The organism is Leptotrichia sp. (assembly GCF_057270615.1).
The window spans coordinates 1-15,463 of sequence record NZ_DBHIXN010000047.1 but is presented as its reverse complement, the minus strand read 5'-3'; the positions used below and the strand labels follow the sequence as shown (position 1 = coordinate 15,463).

12 protein-coding genes are annotated in these 15,463 nt (G+C 31.2%); 9 read left to right on the top strand and 3 right to left on the bottom strand.

Going from position 1 to position 15,463, the window contains the following annotated elements:
• Positions 1-59 precede the first annotated feature (59 nt).
• The 3 genes from ACO409_RS08250 to dapD form a co-directional block, all read right to left on the bottom strand.
• On the bottom strand, positions 60-1,133 hold the full coding sequence (locus ACO409_RS08250) for a S66 peptidase family protein (protein ID WP_485556302.1): 1,074 nt from the start codon (positions 1,131-1,133) through the stop codon (positions 60-62).
• A gap of 109 nt (positions 1,134-1,242) precedes the next feature.
• Positions 1,243-2,385 (bottom strand): tetratricopeptide repeat protein, encoded by a 1,143-nt coding sequence (locus tag ACO409_RS08245; RefSeq protein ID WP_485556301.1) that lies wholly within the window; start codon positions 2,383-2,385, stop codon positions 1,243-1,245.
• A gap of 210 nt (positions 2,386-2,595) precedes the next feature.
• On the bottom strand, positions 2,596-3,294 hold the full coding sequence (gene dapD, locus ACO409_RS08240) for a 2,3,4,5-tetrahydropyridine-2,6-dicarboxylate N-acetyltransferase (RefSeq protein WP_485556300.1): 699 nt from the start codon (positions 3,292-3,294) through the stop codon (positions 2,596-2,598).
• Positions 3,295-4,010: 716 nt separating this feature from the next.
• On the opposite strand from dapD, the gene ACO409_RS08235 reads away from it, so the two are divergent.
• From ACO409_RS08235 to ACO409_RS08195, 9 genes are all read left to right on the top strand, one after another.
• The gene (locus tag ACO409_RS08235) at positions 4,011-5,720 is read left to right on the top strand and encodes a nitrite/sulfite reductase (RefSeq protein ID WP_485556299.1); all 1,710 of its coding nucleotides are present in this window, start codon (positions 4,011-4,013) and stop codon (positions 5,718-5,720) included.
• A gap of 23 nt (positions 5,721-5,743) precedes the next feature.
• Entirely contained in the window at positions 5,744-6,808 is a 1,065-nt protein-coding gene (locus tag ACO409_RS08230) for a sulfate/molybdate ABC transporter ATP-binding protein (protein ID WP_299265133.1), read from the top strand.
• Positions 6,809-7,073: 265 nt separating this feature from the next.
• Entirely contained in the window at positions 7,074-8,810 is a 1,737-nt protein-coding gene (locus tag ACO409_RS08225; protein WP_485556298.1) for an adenylyl-sulfate reductase subunit alpha, read from the top strand.
• A complete protein-coding gene (locus ACO409_RS08220) occupies positions 8,794-9,123 on the top strand; it encodes a 4Fe-4S dicluster domain-containing protein (protein ID WP_147003031.1) in 330 nt (109 codons plus the stop codon). The genes ACO409_RS08225 and ACO409_RS08220 overlap by 17 nt, the downstream gene beginning before the upstream one ends.
• A gap of 539 nt (positions 9,124-9,662) precedes the next feature.
• Positions 9,663-10,565, top strand: a complete 903-nt coding sequence (gene cysD, locus ACO409_RS08215; RefSeq protein ID WP_291815536.1) for a sulfate adenylyltransferase subunit CysD — start codon at positions 9,663-9,665, stop codon at positions 10,563-10,565.
• Complete coding sequence (locus tag ACO409_RS08210; RefSeq protein ID WP_485556297.1) at positions 10,565-12,250, top strand: sulfate adenylyltransferase subunit 1; 1,686 nt, start codon at positions 10,565-10,567, stop codon at positions 12,248-12,250. Before cysD ends, ACO409_RS08210 begins: the two co-directional genes overlap by 1 nt.
• A gap of 65 nt (positions 12,251-12,315) precedes the next feature.
• Entirely contained in the window at positions 12,316-13,347 is a 1,032-nt protein-coding gene (locus tag ACO409_RS08205) for a sulfate ABC transporter substrate-binding protein (RefSeq protein WP_315048263.1), read from the top strand.
• Between the two features lie 34 nt (positions 13,348-13,381).
• Positions 13,382-14,230, top strand: a complete 849-nt coding sequence (cysT, locus tag ACO409_RS08200; protein ID WP_485556296.1) for a sulfate ABC transporter permease subunit CysT — start codon at positions 13,382-13,384, stop codon at positions 14,228-14,230.
• Positions 14,231-14,245: 15 nt separating this feature from the next.
• Positions 14,246-15,085 carry a sulfate ABC transporter permease gene (locus ACO409_RS08195; protein WP_485556295.1) on the top strand — a complete coding sequence of 280 codons (840 nt, stop codon included), beginning with the start codon at positions 14,246-14,248 and terminating at the stop codon, positions 15,083-15,085.
• The last annotated feature ends 378 nt before the right edge of the window (positions 15,086-15,463 follow it).

The window sequence follows — 15,463 nt, the reverse complement described above, 5'->3', positions numbered from 1 at the left end:
TTCATCTCCCACTTATAGAAAGCCTACGACTTCTTGCTATCTTTTTGTTAAATTTAGTGTTATTTTGTCGCTTTTTCTATAATAATTTGTCTGTTGTAAGTATCCATTTTAGCTTTTGCTCCAATTGGAACGGTTATAAAAGGTCTTACGTGTCCAGACTTGAAGTTTTTTATGATTGGAATATTTAATTTTCCAAAATTGTCATAAAATACTTCATCTATTGTCATATCTGTAGGATCAGCTTGTTTAGGATTTTTAAAGTTACCAAGTATGATTCCTTGTAATTTGTCAAATTTTCCAGCAAGTCTAAGCTGCTGTAACATTCTATCTATACGATAGCTTGCTTCATTTGTTTCTTCCAGAAAAAGTATTTTTCCATCTGTATTAATTTCATGGTCAGTTCCAAGTGTTGCAACTACCAAGGATAAATTTCCACCAGTAATTTTTCCACTTCCACGTCCATTTTTCATAATTGAATATGTGTCATCAAAATCTAGCAAGTTATATGATTCATTACTCATAAATGCTTTATTAAAAGCATTTTCTGTAACGGGCGGAATATTTTTTAAGTTATCTGCCATAGGTCCTTGAAATGTTATAAGTCCCGTTTTTTCATTAATTGCTAAAAGTAATGTCGTATTGTCACTAAATCCTGAGATGATTTTTGGATTTTTTTTGATTAAATCATAATTTATCTTGTCGACAATTCTAATTCCACCATAACCTCCACGTACAGCAAAAATAGCATTGATACTAGGATTTGCGAACATATCGTTTATATCTTTGGCTCTTACATTGTCAGTACCTCCAAATCCGTACCATTTTGAATAAAATGATTGTCCATAGACAACGTTAAATCCTCTATTTTTTAAATATTCTACTTCTGCATTACTGTTTTCGTTGGTGTAGTTTGCAGGTGCAATTAGTCCAATCGTATCACCAGGTTTTAAGCCTTTTGGAATAATAATTTCATCTGATGTGGTATTTTTGACATTTTGGGAATTTGTAGCATTTCTTATTCTTGTGCTTAGTTCTGAAGGTTTTGATGATTTATATGTTGCAGCATTTAATTCTAAGCTAGCTCCAATTAATCCTAATATTAGTAATATTTTATTTATTTTTATTGTTCTCACATCCTTTATAAGTTTATTTTTATTAATTTTTCAAAAAAACAGGCAATTTATCTTAACTTATAAAAGTTAAAGATACATTGCCTTTACAATTCATTATGTTAATTGTCTATTATTTCATTGCTTGAACTTGTTTCAAAACTTCTGATGCTCCGTTTACTTTATTATTTACAGCTTCTTGTAAAATTTTGATTGCTTCGGCTTTTTTACCTAATCCTGCATAAACTTGACCTAAAACAACTTTTGCAGCATTATCTTTATCTTCATTTATTGCTTTTTGCAAGTATTTTTCAGCTAATGATCCTGCCCCAACACTTCCAAAATAAGTTCCAATTTGTCTGTTTGTTACTTTTGGTGATGCTGATTTTAATTGGTTGTAAATTGAATTTACTTTTGCTGTGTTATTTTGTACTTCGTAAATTCCTAGAAGTAATATTTTTGCAGCTGAATTTTTAGGTTCTGCAGCTACTGTTTTTGTCAAAAATTCTTCAGCTTTTGCTGGATTATTTTGTTGTAAATAGTAAGTTCCTAGTATTTCAAGAATTTGTCCGTTTTTACCATTTGCAGCTTTATTCATTTCTAATAAATATTTTTCAGCTTGTGCTGGATTTTTTTCGTTCATTGCAATTTCAGATAACAAGATTCCTGCTCCGTTTACACGATCTGAAGCTCCTGTATAGGCTTTTTGTAAATAAGATTTTGCTTGTGCAGTATTATTTTTTGTTAAATAATATTGTCCAATATTGTAATTAACTTCAGCTACGAAATCTTTATTTGCAGATTGTACAGCTTTGTTATATCTTGCAGTTCCTTTTGATTGTTCATTGTTGTCAAAGTAGAAAATAATTAAACTTGATACTACATCAGCATTATTTCCACCAGATTTTTCATCTGTCCAGATAATGTATTTTTCAGCATCAGCTTTATTTTTTTGTTGGATTCCTACAAGATAAAGTAATCTTGCAGCTTCAATTGCTTCTGGAGATGTAGATTGTCCATTTCCCCAAGCTGCTTGCAAATAAGGTTTTGCTTGAGCTATTTTATTATCTTTTAAGTAATATGCTCCTAATTCAAGATTTGCTTTTTGTGCATAAGAAGCATCTGTTCCTTTTGCAACGCCTTCTAATACTTTTACAGCATCCGTTACTTTATTTTCTCCAGCTAATTTAATTGCTTTTTCATAATCTGTTTTTCCATCAGCAAATGAGATGGCTCCTGTGACCAAAATGGCTCCTATTAGTAATAGTTTTTTCATTTCTCCTCCTAATTAATTTGACAGATAATTTACAAAAATCAAATAAAGAATAAATTTACATAGATTTTTTGTAAATATCCGATTTTACATATCTAATTACAAATTATTATATCATTTTTATATTTGATTTAACTTAGTAAAGAAATATAAAAAATTTTAATAAAATGTTTTTTTTAAATAAAATTAAAAAAATAATATTTAAAGATAGTGTTAAATATTTCTTAAAGCATCAACTAATTCTGTTTTTGAAGCAGTTTTTGCATCAACACCTTTTATAATTCTTGCAGGTGTTCCAGCTACAACTACACCTTCAGGTACATTTTCAGTTACAATTGCACCTGCTGCAACAACAGATCCTTTTCCGACTCTTACACCTTCTAGCACAACTGCATTTGCTCCTACAACTACATCATCTTCGATAACTACGGGATCAGCTGAAGGCGGTTCAATAACTCCCGCAAGCACTGCACCCGCACCGATATGACAATTTTTTCCGACTTTTGCACGTCCACCAAGAACAACATTCATATCAATCATTGTTCCTTCGCCGATTTCAGCACCGATATTTATAACAGCTCCCATCATAATAACTGCTCTGTCTCCGATGCTTACTTTATCACGGATAAATACTCCAGGCTCAATTCTTGCATTAATGTTTTTAATGTCAAGCATAGGAACACCAGAATTTCTTCTGTCATTCTTTAGATAATAATTAGTAAGATTATTTTCTTTAATAATTTTATCAATTTCATCCCAATCTCCAAAAACTACTTTTAATCCGTCTTTTCCGATGACTTTACAAGAATAAGCGTTTTTTATTTCTTCATCTGTATAAAGCTCTACAGGTGTAGATTTTTTGGCATCAGCAATATATTGAATAATTGCTTTTGATTTTTCTAATTCTGTCATTATACTCCTCCATTTTTTATTTTTATATATTTTGACTTTTAATCATTGCATTTTTCGTATTTTAGCATTTTTTTTTGATTTTTACAACTATAAATTATTTTTTTTATGGAGCAAAGTGTTTAGTGATAAATAAAAATTTATATTTTGGGTTTCATAATATTACTAAAATAATATTTTTTTTATTATAAATGTAACTGTTATGCTTTTGTAATATGTTTTTTTTATTATGTAATTTTTCATTAGTATAATAGAACTATTATAGATTTCCATTTAGCAAGAGATCAAAATCTTTTATAAACTCATTTAAAATTATATAAACTCAGAGTTTCAGTAAATAGTCATAGCCTTTAAGTTTGCTTTTAAAGCAATTTTACTAGAAATTAAAATAAAATATAATTTTTGTTTTGTTAAATGAAGTTTAGTATTGAAAAAATTTTGAATATAAATTTTGACTATCAAAGTAATATTATTTGTAGAAGTTTTTTTACAAAAGTGATAAAATATAATTGTAGATACAAATATGTTGATAATTAATATAAATAAAGACTATTTTGAAATTTGATGCTATACTCAAGACGATTCAAAATTATTTAGATTTAGACTAAAATAGTTATAAATTTTGAGTTCAGTTTTACTATAGAATTTTATTGGAGAGAAAAATTTATGAAAAGTTACTAAAATTAGAAATTTGTGAAAAAGAAAGGAATGGTTGGGAGATGAAACTGGATAATTTTGAGAAAATTGAAAATTATGAAGCAGAAAGAGAAAAAAAAGAACTGGATTTTATTATAAATCTGACAAGAGAATCATTGAATGATCCTGAAAAAGAAAAGGAGTGGAATGCGGTTAGAACTTCATTTGCATTGTATACTGAGGGAAGAAAAAAAGGGACATTTATGATAAGACCTCGTTTTTTTGAGAGCAAGATTGATATAGAAGATTTTGAATATTTGATAGATACGGTGCAAAAGTATTGTGATAAAAGGCTTCATCTTACAACTAGACAAGATTTTCAGCTGCACGGAATAAAAAAAGAAAATTTACCAGAACTGCTGGAAGTTATCTCAAAAAGAGGATTTTTTACAAAGGCAACTTGCGGAGATTCTACAAGAGCAGTAATTACTCCTGAAACAACTGGATTTGAAGAAGAAGTTTTTGATGTTTCGCCTTATGCAAAAATTGTGACAGATTATATTTTAGATGGACGTACATTTATGCATCTGCCAAGAAAGTACAAAATCGCTTTTTCTAACAAAGAAGAAAATTCACTTTATGTAAAAATAAACGATATTGGATTTCAAGCGGTGATTCAAGATGGGAAAAAAGGTTTTAGAGTATATGTTGGAGGTGGATTGGGACCAATTTCAACTAATGCTATTATTTTGAGAGAATTTATCGAAGAAGATGAAATTTTATATTATATACATGCAATAAGAAATGTGTTTAACGATCATGGAAACCGTAAAATTCGTGCTAGAGCAAGACTTCGTTATGTTTTACTGAATTTGGGAGAAGAAAAATTTTTGGAATTATGCAATGAATACATCTCTAATTTTTATGCTGAAAAAGGAGACAGTCTTAAAATCTATACGAGAAAATTACTTGATGAAAGAGAAATTTTAGATAAAGAAAAAAATTTGAAAAAAACAGAAATATTTTCTAGTGAAGAAAGTACAGATGAAAATTCTGAAAATGATGAATTTGTGAAAAGTGATAGAAATATTGTAGCAGGGAAGTACAAAGGAGAATATGGATATTATTTAAGACCTGTAAGAGGAAATATTTATAAGGAAGATGGAGAAAAATTAATTGAGTTTGTAAAAAATTTGGATTACAAAGTTGAATTGAAACTTACAAGTTTTCAAAGTATTTTGGTTCGTGGACTTAAAAAAGAAGATGTTTTAAAATTAAAAGAAATTATGAGCGAATATTACGGAGGAAATGAATTTTACAGTTCATATTCTTGTATCGGAAGTACAACTTGTAATGTTGGAATTTTAGATACTCCGCCAATATTAGACTATATTTTTGAATTTTTTGACAATGATGAAAAAAGAGAGCTTACAAATTACTTGCCACAAATAAGAATTGCTGGATGTCCAAATTCATGTGCAACACCTCAAATTGCACGTCTTGGATTTAGTGGAAGACGTAAAAAGGACGGAGAATATTTTGCAATTTTTGCAAGAGGAGAATTTACAGGTAAAACTGTAAAACTAAATGAAATTGTGGGAGAAATAAAAGCAAGCAAAATACCATATTTTCTTGAAGATATTGCAAATATTATAAAAAATGAAAATATTGAATTTGAAAAATTTGCAAATGAAGATAGATTTCTTGGATTAATTGAAGATTACAAAGAAATTGAAGTAGAAAATGTTGATTTTAATGAATTTCGTAAAATTGATGCCGAAAAGGCTTGGTAAAATGAAAAAGTGTGAGGGAATATATGTATGTTGAATTAAAAAATATAAATAAAATGTATAACGACTATAAAGCGTCAAATGACATCAATTTAGGAATAAAAAAAGGGAAACTAGTGGCATTATTAGGACCTTCAGGAAGTGGGAAATCTACGATTTTACGAATGATTGCTGGATTAGAAACACCTGATTCTGGGGAAATTGTGATTGATGGGAAAGTCGTGAATGATGTTTCACCTAGTAAAAGAGGGATTGGTTTCGTTTTTCAAAATTATGCATTGTTTCGTTATATGACGGTTTTTGATAATATTGCTTTTGGGTTGAAAATTGCGAAGGAGAAAAAGTCGGTCATTAAAGAGCGAGTGGAGAAATTGATGGAACTTGTGAATATTAAAGGGCTTGGAAAACGGTATCCAAATCAACTTTCGGGAGGACAGCGACAAAGAGTGGCTTTTGCAAGGGCGTTGGCTCCAAATCCTGAAATATTGTTGCTTGATGAACCTTTTGCGGCGATTGATGCGAAAGTTAGGCAGGATCTTAGGAACTGGTTACGGGAAACGATTGATAAAGTGGGAATTACAAGCATTTTTGTGACTCATGATCAGGAAGAAGCAATTGAAGTAGCGGATGAAATTATTGTTACAAATCGAGGAAGAATCGAGCAAATTGGGACGCCGAAAGAAATTTATACCAATCCAAAGACTGCGTTTGTAGCAAAATTCATGGGAAATCCGACAGAGTTGGAAAATATTAATAAATTTAAAGGTTTTGAAAATTTAGAAAATGGACAAAAGGCGATTATTCGTCCAGAAAATGTAAGCGTTATAAAATTAAATGAGAGTTTTAGGTATTCGGCTTCGGTTGAAACTGGAATTGTGGAATATACATTATTTCGTGGGAAAGAGGTTGAAATTGGTGTTAGAATAAACGGAGTTTTGATAAAAGGGAATCGTAAAATTGAGGAAGAATCGGTTTCTGTGAATGAGAAAGTGAATATTTATATTTACAGGGCATATGCTTTTGGTGAAGATGAAAAAGTGGAACTTGTGGAAAATGCGAATATTAAAAATCAAAATGATGTTATTATTTAATAAATTTTTTAGTTAAATAACTACCGTAATTAAATTAAATTTGTCGTGATTTTTTGGAAATAAAATCGACTGTTTGAGCGATAGCGAGTTTCGATTTTGTTTTCAAAAAATGCTTAGACAAGCGGGGATTGCAAAGGGGATGGCGATTGTTCCCCTTTGCATAAAAAAAATAAAATAATATAAAGGCAAATGGAAAAATATTTATTCAATAAATTTAAATAAAATCAGCGCTATTTAGATAGTACATTGGCTATGGGGTGATCTTATGGAAGAAAACAGTAAAAGTGGAGAAAAAAAGAAAAAATTGAAAATTAAGGAGCTTGAAACTGATGTTTTGATTATCGGTGGAGGGACTGCTGGTTGTTATGCAGCGATTACAATTGGGAAAAATTCTGATTTGTCAGTGATTGTGGCTGAAAAGGCGAATATTAAAAGAAGCGGATGTCTTGCGGCTGGAATTAATGCGATAAATGCCTACAATGTAAAAGGGCGTGTGCCACAAGATTATGTGGATTATGCGACAAAAGATGCGAATGGAATTGTACGGAATGACTTGCTAATTACTGCTGCGAATAGATTTAATGAAATTACGGCTGAAGTGGAAAAACTGGGGCTTGTAATTTTAAAAGATGAAAATGGAGAATATGTCGCACGTGGAAATAGAAATATAAAAATAAATGGAGAAAATTTTAAGCCGATACTTGCTGATGCGGTGAAAAATACTAAAAATGTAAAAGTTTTAAATACGCTTAATATTACGGACTTGCTCACAAAAGATGGGAAAGTTTATGGAGCTATTGGATTTTCTATAAAAAAAGAGGAAGCATTTGTAATAAGGGCAAAAAAAGTTATAATTTCGACTGGAGGGGCTGCTGGGCTTTATAAGCCTAATAATCCTGGATTTTCACGACATAAAATGTGGTATCCGCCATTTAATACTGGAGCAGGATATGCGATGGGAATTTTGGCAGGAGCTGAGATGACAACTTTTGAAATGAGATTTATTGCTTTGAGATGCAAGGATACAATTGCACCAGTTGGGACGATTGCTCAAGGGGTTGGAGCAAAACAGATAAATTCTAAAGGATTTGTGTATGAAGATAAATATGGACTTACAACAAGTGAGCGTGTTTATGGAACTGTGCGAGAAAATCAACTTGGAAATGGGCCTTGTTATTTGAAAACAAGTGGAATTAGTGAAGATGAAAGCGATAGTTTGTTAAAAGCATATTTAAATATGGCACCAAGTCAGACATTGAAGTGGATTGAAAGTGGAAAAAATCCAAATGAGCAAGATGTGGAAATCGAAGGTACGGAGCCTTACATTGTTGGAGGGCATACTGCAAGTGGCTTTTGGGTAAATACGGATAGAGAAACAACGATTAACGGACTTTATGCAGCAGGTGATGTAGCTGGAGGCTGTCCACAAAAATATGTTACAGGAGCATTGGCAGAGGGAGAAATTGCTGCACTTGACATAATTTCAAAATTGAATAATGAAAAAAATTGTGGAAAACTTGATGAAAATGTGGAAAACTTTTTGGATAATCAAAAAAAACAAATTATTGGACAATATGAAAAAATTAGAAATACGAAGGCTAGAAGATTTTCAACTGAAGATATGGAAGAGGGAATGCAGAAAATTATGGATGAGTATGCAGGTGGAATATCAACAAATTATCAATTTAACGAGAAACAATTGAAACTGGCAAAACAGAAAATTGATCAGTTGATAGAGCTTTCTGATGAGCTTTCGGCAGATAATATGCATGATTTGATGTTTGCTTATGAATTGAAGGAGCGATTGACGGTTTGTAAATCGTTGATTGGACATCTTTTCTTTAGAAAAGAAACTAGATGGCATTCATTTAATGAAAATTTAGATTATCCTGAAACCGATGAAAATTATTTTAAATATGTAAATTCGAGATTGGTTGATGGAGAATTGGAAATATTTACGAGGGAAATTGTGAAGGAGGACAAGTATGAGCATAGTAATTGATCCGTATAAATGTATTGGGTGTACGAAATGTACGCAAGTGTGTCCAGGTACTTTAATCGAGATGCAAAAAGTTGAAGATATGAAGGTCAAAAAGGCAGTAATGCAGTATCCAAAAGATTGCTGGGGATGTGTTTCCTGTGTTAAGGAATGTCCAGTTCAGGCGATTTCATTTTTCCTCGGAGCAGATATTGGTGGAAATGGAAGTACGATGACGACTAAAGAGGAAGGCGATATTCTAAAATGGATTATTGAAAAAAGAGATGGAACTGTAGAAGAAATTGATATAAATAGAAAAGATGCTAATAAATATTGATAAATATAATGAATAATAAAAATGGCTACCCCAATTATGGGATAGCCTAAATTGATCTTTTTTCAAAAATGCTACGTATTTTCTTATGTTAATTATACAACATTTTAGAGAAAAAAACAATAATAATTTTTAATAAAAAAAATGATTTTTTGAGTTTTTGTAGAATTTAGATTAATTTTATTATATAATGTAAGTGGCTTAAAAATAAGTTTGATCTCTTATTTTAAGTATCTCCGTAAAAAGGAGGTGCAAAAATGCTACGGTATATAAAAATAACAATACTGATTATAGTATTATTCTTTTTGATACAAAATAATGCTATGTAGCAGTATTTTTTCTCACTATTCTAAATCTGAGTAGTGAGTTTTTTTAAAGCAAATTAGTTTGACATAAAAAATATTTTTATCACAAATTAAAAATAAATTGTATATACACTTGACTATACAAATGTAATGTGTAATAATATAGAAAAATATAATATATTAAATTTTTTTATTCATAAGTTTGAAAAAATAAAAAAAGAAAGGGTGATTTATAATATGAATGAATTATCTCATTTAGATGAATTGGAAGCGGAGGCGATATACATTATTCGGGAAGTTGCAGCTGAATGCGAAAATCCTGTTATGCTGTATTCGATAGGGAAGGATAGCTCGGTTATGTTACATTTGGCTATGAAGGCATTTTATCCTGAAAAACCGCCTTTTCCATTTCTGCACGTAAATACTGGTTGGAAATTTAAGGAAATGATTAATTTTCGTGATAAAAGGGCGAAAGAACTTGGAATTGAAATGATTGAATACATCAATCCTGAAGGAGTTGAAAAAAATATTAATCCGTTTGATCATGGATCTTCGTTTACAGATATTATGAAAACACAAGCGTTGAAACAGGCACTTAATAAATATGGATTTACGGCAGCATTTGGTGGAGGTCGTAGAGATGAGGAAAAAAGTCGTGCTAAAGAAAGAATTTTCTCATTTAGAAATGCAGCACAAGCATGGGATCCCAAAAATCAACGTCCAGAAATGTGGAAACTTTACAATACAGAGATTAGTAAAGGTGAAAGTATCAGAGTTTTCCCAATTTCTAACTGGACTGAAAAAGATATCTGGGAATACATTCAAAGGGAGAATATACCAATTGTGTCGCTTTACTCGGCAGCAGAACGTCCTGTTGTGGAAAGAGATGGAAATTTAATCATGGTTGATGATGAGAGAATGCGATTGGAAGAAGGCGAAGAGCCTGAAATTAAAATGGTTCGTTTTAGAACTCTAGGAGATTATCCGTTGTCTGGTGCTGTGGAATCAGATGCTGTAACTTTGGAGGAAATAATTGATGAAACATTGAGTTCAGTTGAATCTGAGCGTACAAGTAGAGTTATTGATAGAGATAGTGGGGCAGCAAGCATGGAAAAAAGAAAAAGAGAGGGGTATTTTTAATGGTGAGATTATTAAAATTTATTACTTGTGGAAGTGTGGATGATGGAAAATCAACATTGATTGGAAATATTCTTTATAACTCAAAATTGCTTTATGCAGATCAAGAGGAAGCATTGATTTTAGATAGTAAAGTTGGATCACGTGGAGGAGCGATTGATTATTCGCTACTTTTGGATGGATTGATGGCTGAAAGAGAGCAAGGAATCACGATTGATGTGGCTTATCGTTATTTTACCACAAATAAACGTAGCTTTATCGTGGCTGATACGCCAGGTCATGAAGAATATACAAGAAATATGGCGGTTGGAGCTTCATTTGCCGAAGTTGCAATTTTGCTTTTGGACGTTACAAAAGGTGTACTTGTACAGACGAGAAGACATGCGAGAATTTGCTCAATGGTCGGAATACGTCATTTCGTTTTTGCAGTAAATAAAATGGATTTAGCAAATTATAGTGAAGAGAAATTTAATAAAATTGTCGATGAAGTGAAGGAATTGGCAAAAGAATTGGAATTGGAAAATATAAAAATAATTCCTGTGAGTGCAACTGAAGGAGATAATGTCACTAAAAAATCAGAAAATATGCCTTGGTATAAGGAAGAAAGCATTATCGAATATTTGGAAACAGTTGATGTAACAGAAGATACTAAAAATTCTGATTTTTATGTACCAATTCAAAGAGTTTGCCGTCCAAATCATGAATTTAGAGGATTCCAAGGGCAAATTGAAAGTGGTTCTATAAAAGTTGGAGAAGAAATTGTTGTGTTGCCAAGTAATGAGACTGCGACTGTGAAAACGATTTTGAATGGGGATAGAAATGTGGAAGAGGCATTTTCAGGACAAGCTGTTACGATTCAGTTGGATAAAGAAGTAGACGTGAGCCGTGGTTCTGTTATTACTAAAAACAAAAATCTTACAGTTTCAAAATCGGTTGAAGCTGCATTATTGTGGATGGATGATGATAAGTTAATTGTAGGAAAAGAATATTTAGCAAAACTTGGAACGAAGAAACTTCCTGCAATATTGAAGGAAATTGTTTATAAAATTGATGTTAATACTGGAGAAAAAATTAAAACACAAAGTATTACAAAAAATGAAATTGCTCTTTGTAAAATTGAATTTTCAGATAAAGTTATTGTTGATTTGTTTAAGAAAAATAAGACTTTGGGAGAATTGATATTAATTGATAGACTTTCTCATCAGACGGCTGCTGCGGGAGTAGTGGAAAATATTGATACGACTGGAGAAAAACCATATTTTGAAAAAGACGATATAAAAATTGGTGGATATATTTTTGAAGAATTGTATTTTGATTTTGAAAATGCAAGAATGTCTAAAGAAGAAACAGGAGAAAAAACGTATCATGTAGGTGATATTGTGCCTCAAAAAGGAGATAGCTTTGAATATCCGCAATATTTTGACATTATTTCACTTGAAAGCGAAGCGGCAGTTTTAGTTAGAGATCGTAAGATTTTTGATATTGTGAGATTGGAAGATTATCACTTTACAGGACTTCCAGTGCTAGATGAAGCAGGATTTAGATTGCAGATAAAAACGAGAGAAGATATGAAAAATTATCTTGCAGACCATAATCAAAATAAAAATAAAGTGGAAATTCATAAAAAATGGGCGAAATTTGAAACTTATAGAAGAATAGTAAGTGGAGATAGTTTTTACGTGATTTAAATTTAGATTATTAAATTAAAAAATATGAAAATAAAATAAATAAAAAGGGAAAGGAGAAGGGAAATATGCTAAAAAAATTGAAAATACCAGTGATATTTGTTGCAATTATAATTTTACTTTATTTTGTAGGGATTATGCGACAAAACAGTAAAATTGGAAAAAATAAGCAAAAAATGGAAATTGTGAATGTTTCCTATGATCCTACCCGTGAATTGTACGAGAGATATAATGGGCTGTTTAAGGCATATTACAAGGAAAAGTATGGAAAGGATGTGAATATTATCCAGTCACACGGAGGTTCGGGATCGCAAGCACGTTCTGTAATTGAAGGTCTTGATGCGGATGTTGTGACATTAGCTTTGGAAAATGATGTAGCACTTCTTGAGAAAGTAGATTTACTAGAAAAAGGCTGGGTGAATAAATTTCCAGGCAGCTCTTCTCCGTATACCTCAACAATCGTTTTTCTTGTAAGAAAAGGAAATCCACAAAATATCAAGGATTGGAACGATTTAGCAAAAAAAGGAGTAAAAGTAATAACACCTGATCCCAAAAGTAGTGGAGGAGCTTGCTGGAATTTTTTGGCAGCATGGTCTTATGGACTTGAAAAATATGGAAAAGATGAAAATAAAATAAAAAGTTTTGTAAAGAGTATTTATGATAATGTGGCTATAATGGATTCAGGAGCAAGGGCAGCGACTACAACTTTTGTGGAAAATAATCAGGGAGATGTGTTAATTGCGTGGGAAAATGAAGCGATTGCAACGGTTAAGGAATATCCTGATAAATATCAAATTATTTATCCGAGTGTGAGTATTTTAGCTCAGCCGACAGTCGCAGTAGTCGATAAAATCGCAAAAAATGATGGAACTTATCAAATAAGCACAGAATACTTGAAATATTTATATTCTGAAAAGGCACAAGAAATAATTGCTGAAAGTGGTTATAGACCTTATGACCAAAAAGTTTTAAAAAAATATGGAAATAAATTTGATTTAAATATGAAATTGACGAAAATAGATAATTTTGGTGGATGGAAAAAAGCATATGAAAAATTTTTCAATGAAGGTGCATTATTTGATAAAATTTATGAACATTAAAAATAAAAAAGGTTTTAAATGAAAGGAGTGAAAAATGAAAATATTAGCTTTAAAAAGAAAAGAAAAAACTGTAATTCCAGGTTTTGGACTGACATTTGGAATATCACTGGCAATGTTGTCAATTTTAATATTGATACCTTTAGCCTCAATATTAGTCTATTCCTTTCGATTGTCATCTTCTGAATTTTGGCAGCTTATAACAGAAAAGGCAGTTTTAAGTGCACTTTTTACAAGTGTTGGCTGTTCATTCATTGCCGCCATTATAAATTGTATTTTCGGAGTAATTTTGGCATGGGTACTTATAAAATATGATTTTTTTGGAAAAAGATTTTTAGATGGGATGTTGGAATTACCTTTTGCATTGCCTACCGCAGTTGCAGGAATTACGCTTTCAAAAATGTATTCTGACACTGGAATTGTTGGAAGATATTTTGCAAAATTTGGAATAAAAATTTCATACACTCACATTGGAATAATAATAGCATTAATTTTCGTTGGAATTCCTTTTGTGGTAAGAGCGGTTCAGCCGATACTGGAAAAACTAGATAATCAGTACGAAGAAGCAGCGTATATATTAGGTGCAGATAGAAAAACAACTTTTTGGAAAGTAATTTTTCCAGAAATAAAACCTGCACTTTTAACAGGATTTGGACTTGCATTCTCGAGAGGAATTGGAGAATACGGAAGCGTAATTTATATTTCAGGAAACAGCCTAAAAGAGCACACACAAGTTATTTCCTACGTAATTATGCAAAAATTAAATTATGTTGACTATCCTTCAGCAACTGTTATAGCTTTAGTAATGCTAATATTTTCATTCATACTTTTATTTTTAATAAACTTAGTTCAAATGAACCAATTTAAGCGAACAAACAATATTTAGGAAAGGGGAAAGGAAATGGATAAAAAAAATAACACGATAAAATATGTATTAATAACAATAAGTGTCCTATTTGTTGGAATTATGCTAGTATTGCCACTAATAGCAATCATCATAAATTCACTTCAAAAAGGCTGGGCATTTTACATAAAAAGTTTAACTGACAAATATGTTTTATCAGCTTTGAAAGTGACGATAATTGCAACAATTTCAGCACTAATTATAAATACTTTTTTCGGAATAACGGCAGCATGGCTTCTCACAAAATTTTCTTTTCGTGGGAAACATATTTTAGCTACACTAATAGACATCCCCTTTTCAATTTCACCAGTAATTGCAGGTCTTGCTTTCATTATGACCTTTGGAAGAATGGGTTGGGCAGCACCGTATATTACGGCATTGAATAAATTTTTTGTATTAGATATAAAAATAGTATTCGCAATTCCAGGAGTAATCTTAGCAACTGTTTTTGTAACATTTCCATTTATTTCAAGGGAAATAGTTCCAATCTTGAATGCACAAGGAAAAGATGAGGAAGAAGCAGCGGCACTAATGGGAGCAGATGGGTTCACAATTTTTAGAAAAATAACGTTACCGCATATAAAATGGGGATTACTTTATGGAATAATTCTTTGTACAGCAAGAGCATTAGGAGAATTTGGTGCAGTAAATGCACTTTCAAAAGCAAGAGGAGGAACTTTCACATTACCGTTAGAAATTGATGCTCTCTATTTATCAGGGTCATCAGAGTCAATAACAGCAGCGTTTGCAGTGTCTTCGCTTTTAGTGCTTATTTCAATAATAATTTTGATTATTAAAAATATTATTGAACATAAATCTGCTAAAAAAGGGATTTAATGAAAAAATATTAAATAAAAGGAAAAAGAAAAGTCAAAAAATAATTGCAAATTTGAACTAGAAAATATATAATTGTATATGTAATTGTAATTTTATAACAAATTCAAATTTCTAAAAAATCAAACAAATGAAAAATAGAAATTTGAATAAATAGCCGTAGCTTTTAAGTTTGATTTTAGAACGGCGTTACTATTAAAGTAAAATAGTTATAAAATTTCTTAATTTTGGAGGGAAAAATGACAAAAAATATGAAAACAATGGATGGTAACCAAGCTGCAGCACACATAGCTTATGCATTCACGGAAGTTGCTGGAATTTATCCGATTACTCCGTCATCAACTATGTCAGAGCATGTAGACCAATGGGCATCATACGGGA

Bases quoted from the DNA above. Each gene is read 5' to 3' on its own strand.
- ACO409_RS08245 (WP_485556301.1), bottom strand. From the start codon at position 2,385: ATGAAAAAACTATTACTAATAGGAGCCATTTTGGTCACAGGAGCCATC.
- dapD (WP_485556300.1), bottom strand. From the start codon at position 3,294: ATGACAGAATTAGAAAAATCAAAAGCAATTATTCAATATATTGCTGAT.
- ACO409_RS08235 (WP_485556299.1), top strand. From the start codon at position 4,011: ATGAAACTGGATAATTTTGAGAAAATTGAAAATTATGAAGCAGAAAGA.
- ACO409_RS08230 (WP_299265133.1), top strand. From the start codon at position 5,744: ATGTATGTTGAATTAAAAAATATAAATAAAATGTATAACGACTATAAA.
- ACO409_RS08225 (WP_485556298.1), top strand. From the start codon at position 7,074: ATGGAAGAAAACAGTAAAAGTGGAGAAAAAAAGAAAAAATTGAAAATT.
- ACO409_RS08220 (WP_147003031.1), top strand. From the start codon at position 8,794: ATGAGCATAGTAATTGATCCGTATAAATGTATTGGGTGTACGAAATGT.
- cysD (WP_291815536.1), top strand. From the start codon at position 9,663: ATGAATGAATTATCTCATTTAGATGAATTGGAAGCGGAGGCGATATAC.
- ACO409_RS08210 (WP_485556297.1), top strand. From the start codon at position 10,565: ATGGTGAGATTATTAAAATTTATTACTTGTGGAAGTGTGGATGATGGA.
- ACO409_RS08205 (WP_315048263.1), top strand. From the start codon at position 12,316: ATGCTAAAAAAATTGAAAATACCAGTGATATTTGTTGCAATTATAATT.
- cysT (WP_485556296.1), top strand. From the start codon at position 13,382: ATGAAAATATTAGCTTTAAAAAGAAAAGAAAAAACTGTAATTCCAGGT.
- ACO409_RS08195 (WP_485556295.1), top strand. From the start codon at position 14,246: ATGGATAAAAAAAATAACACGATAAAATATGTATTAATAACAATAAGT.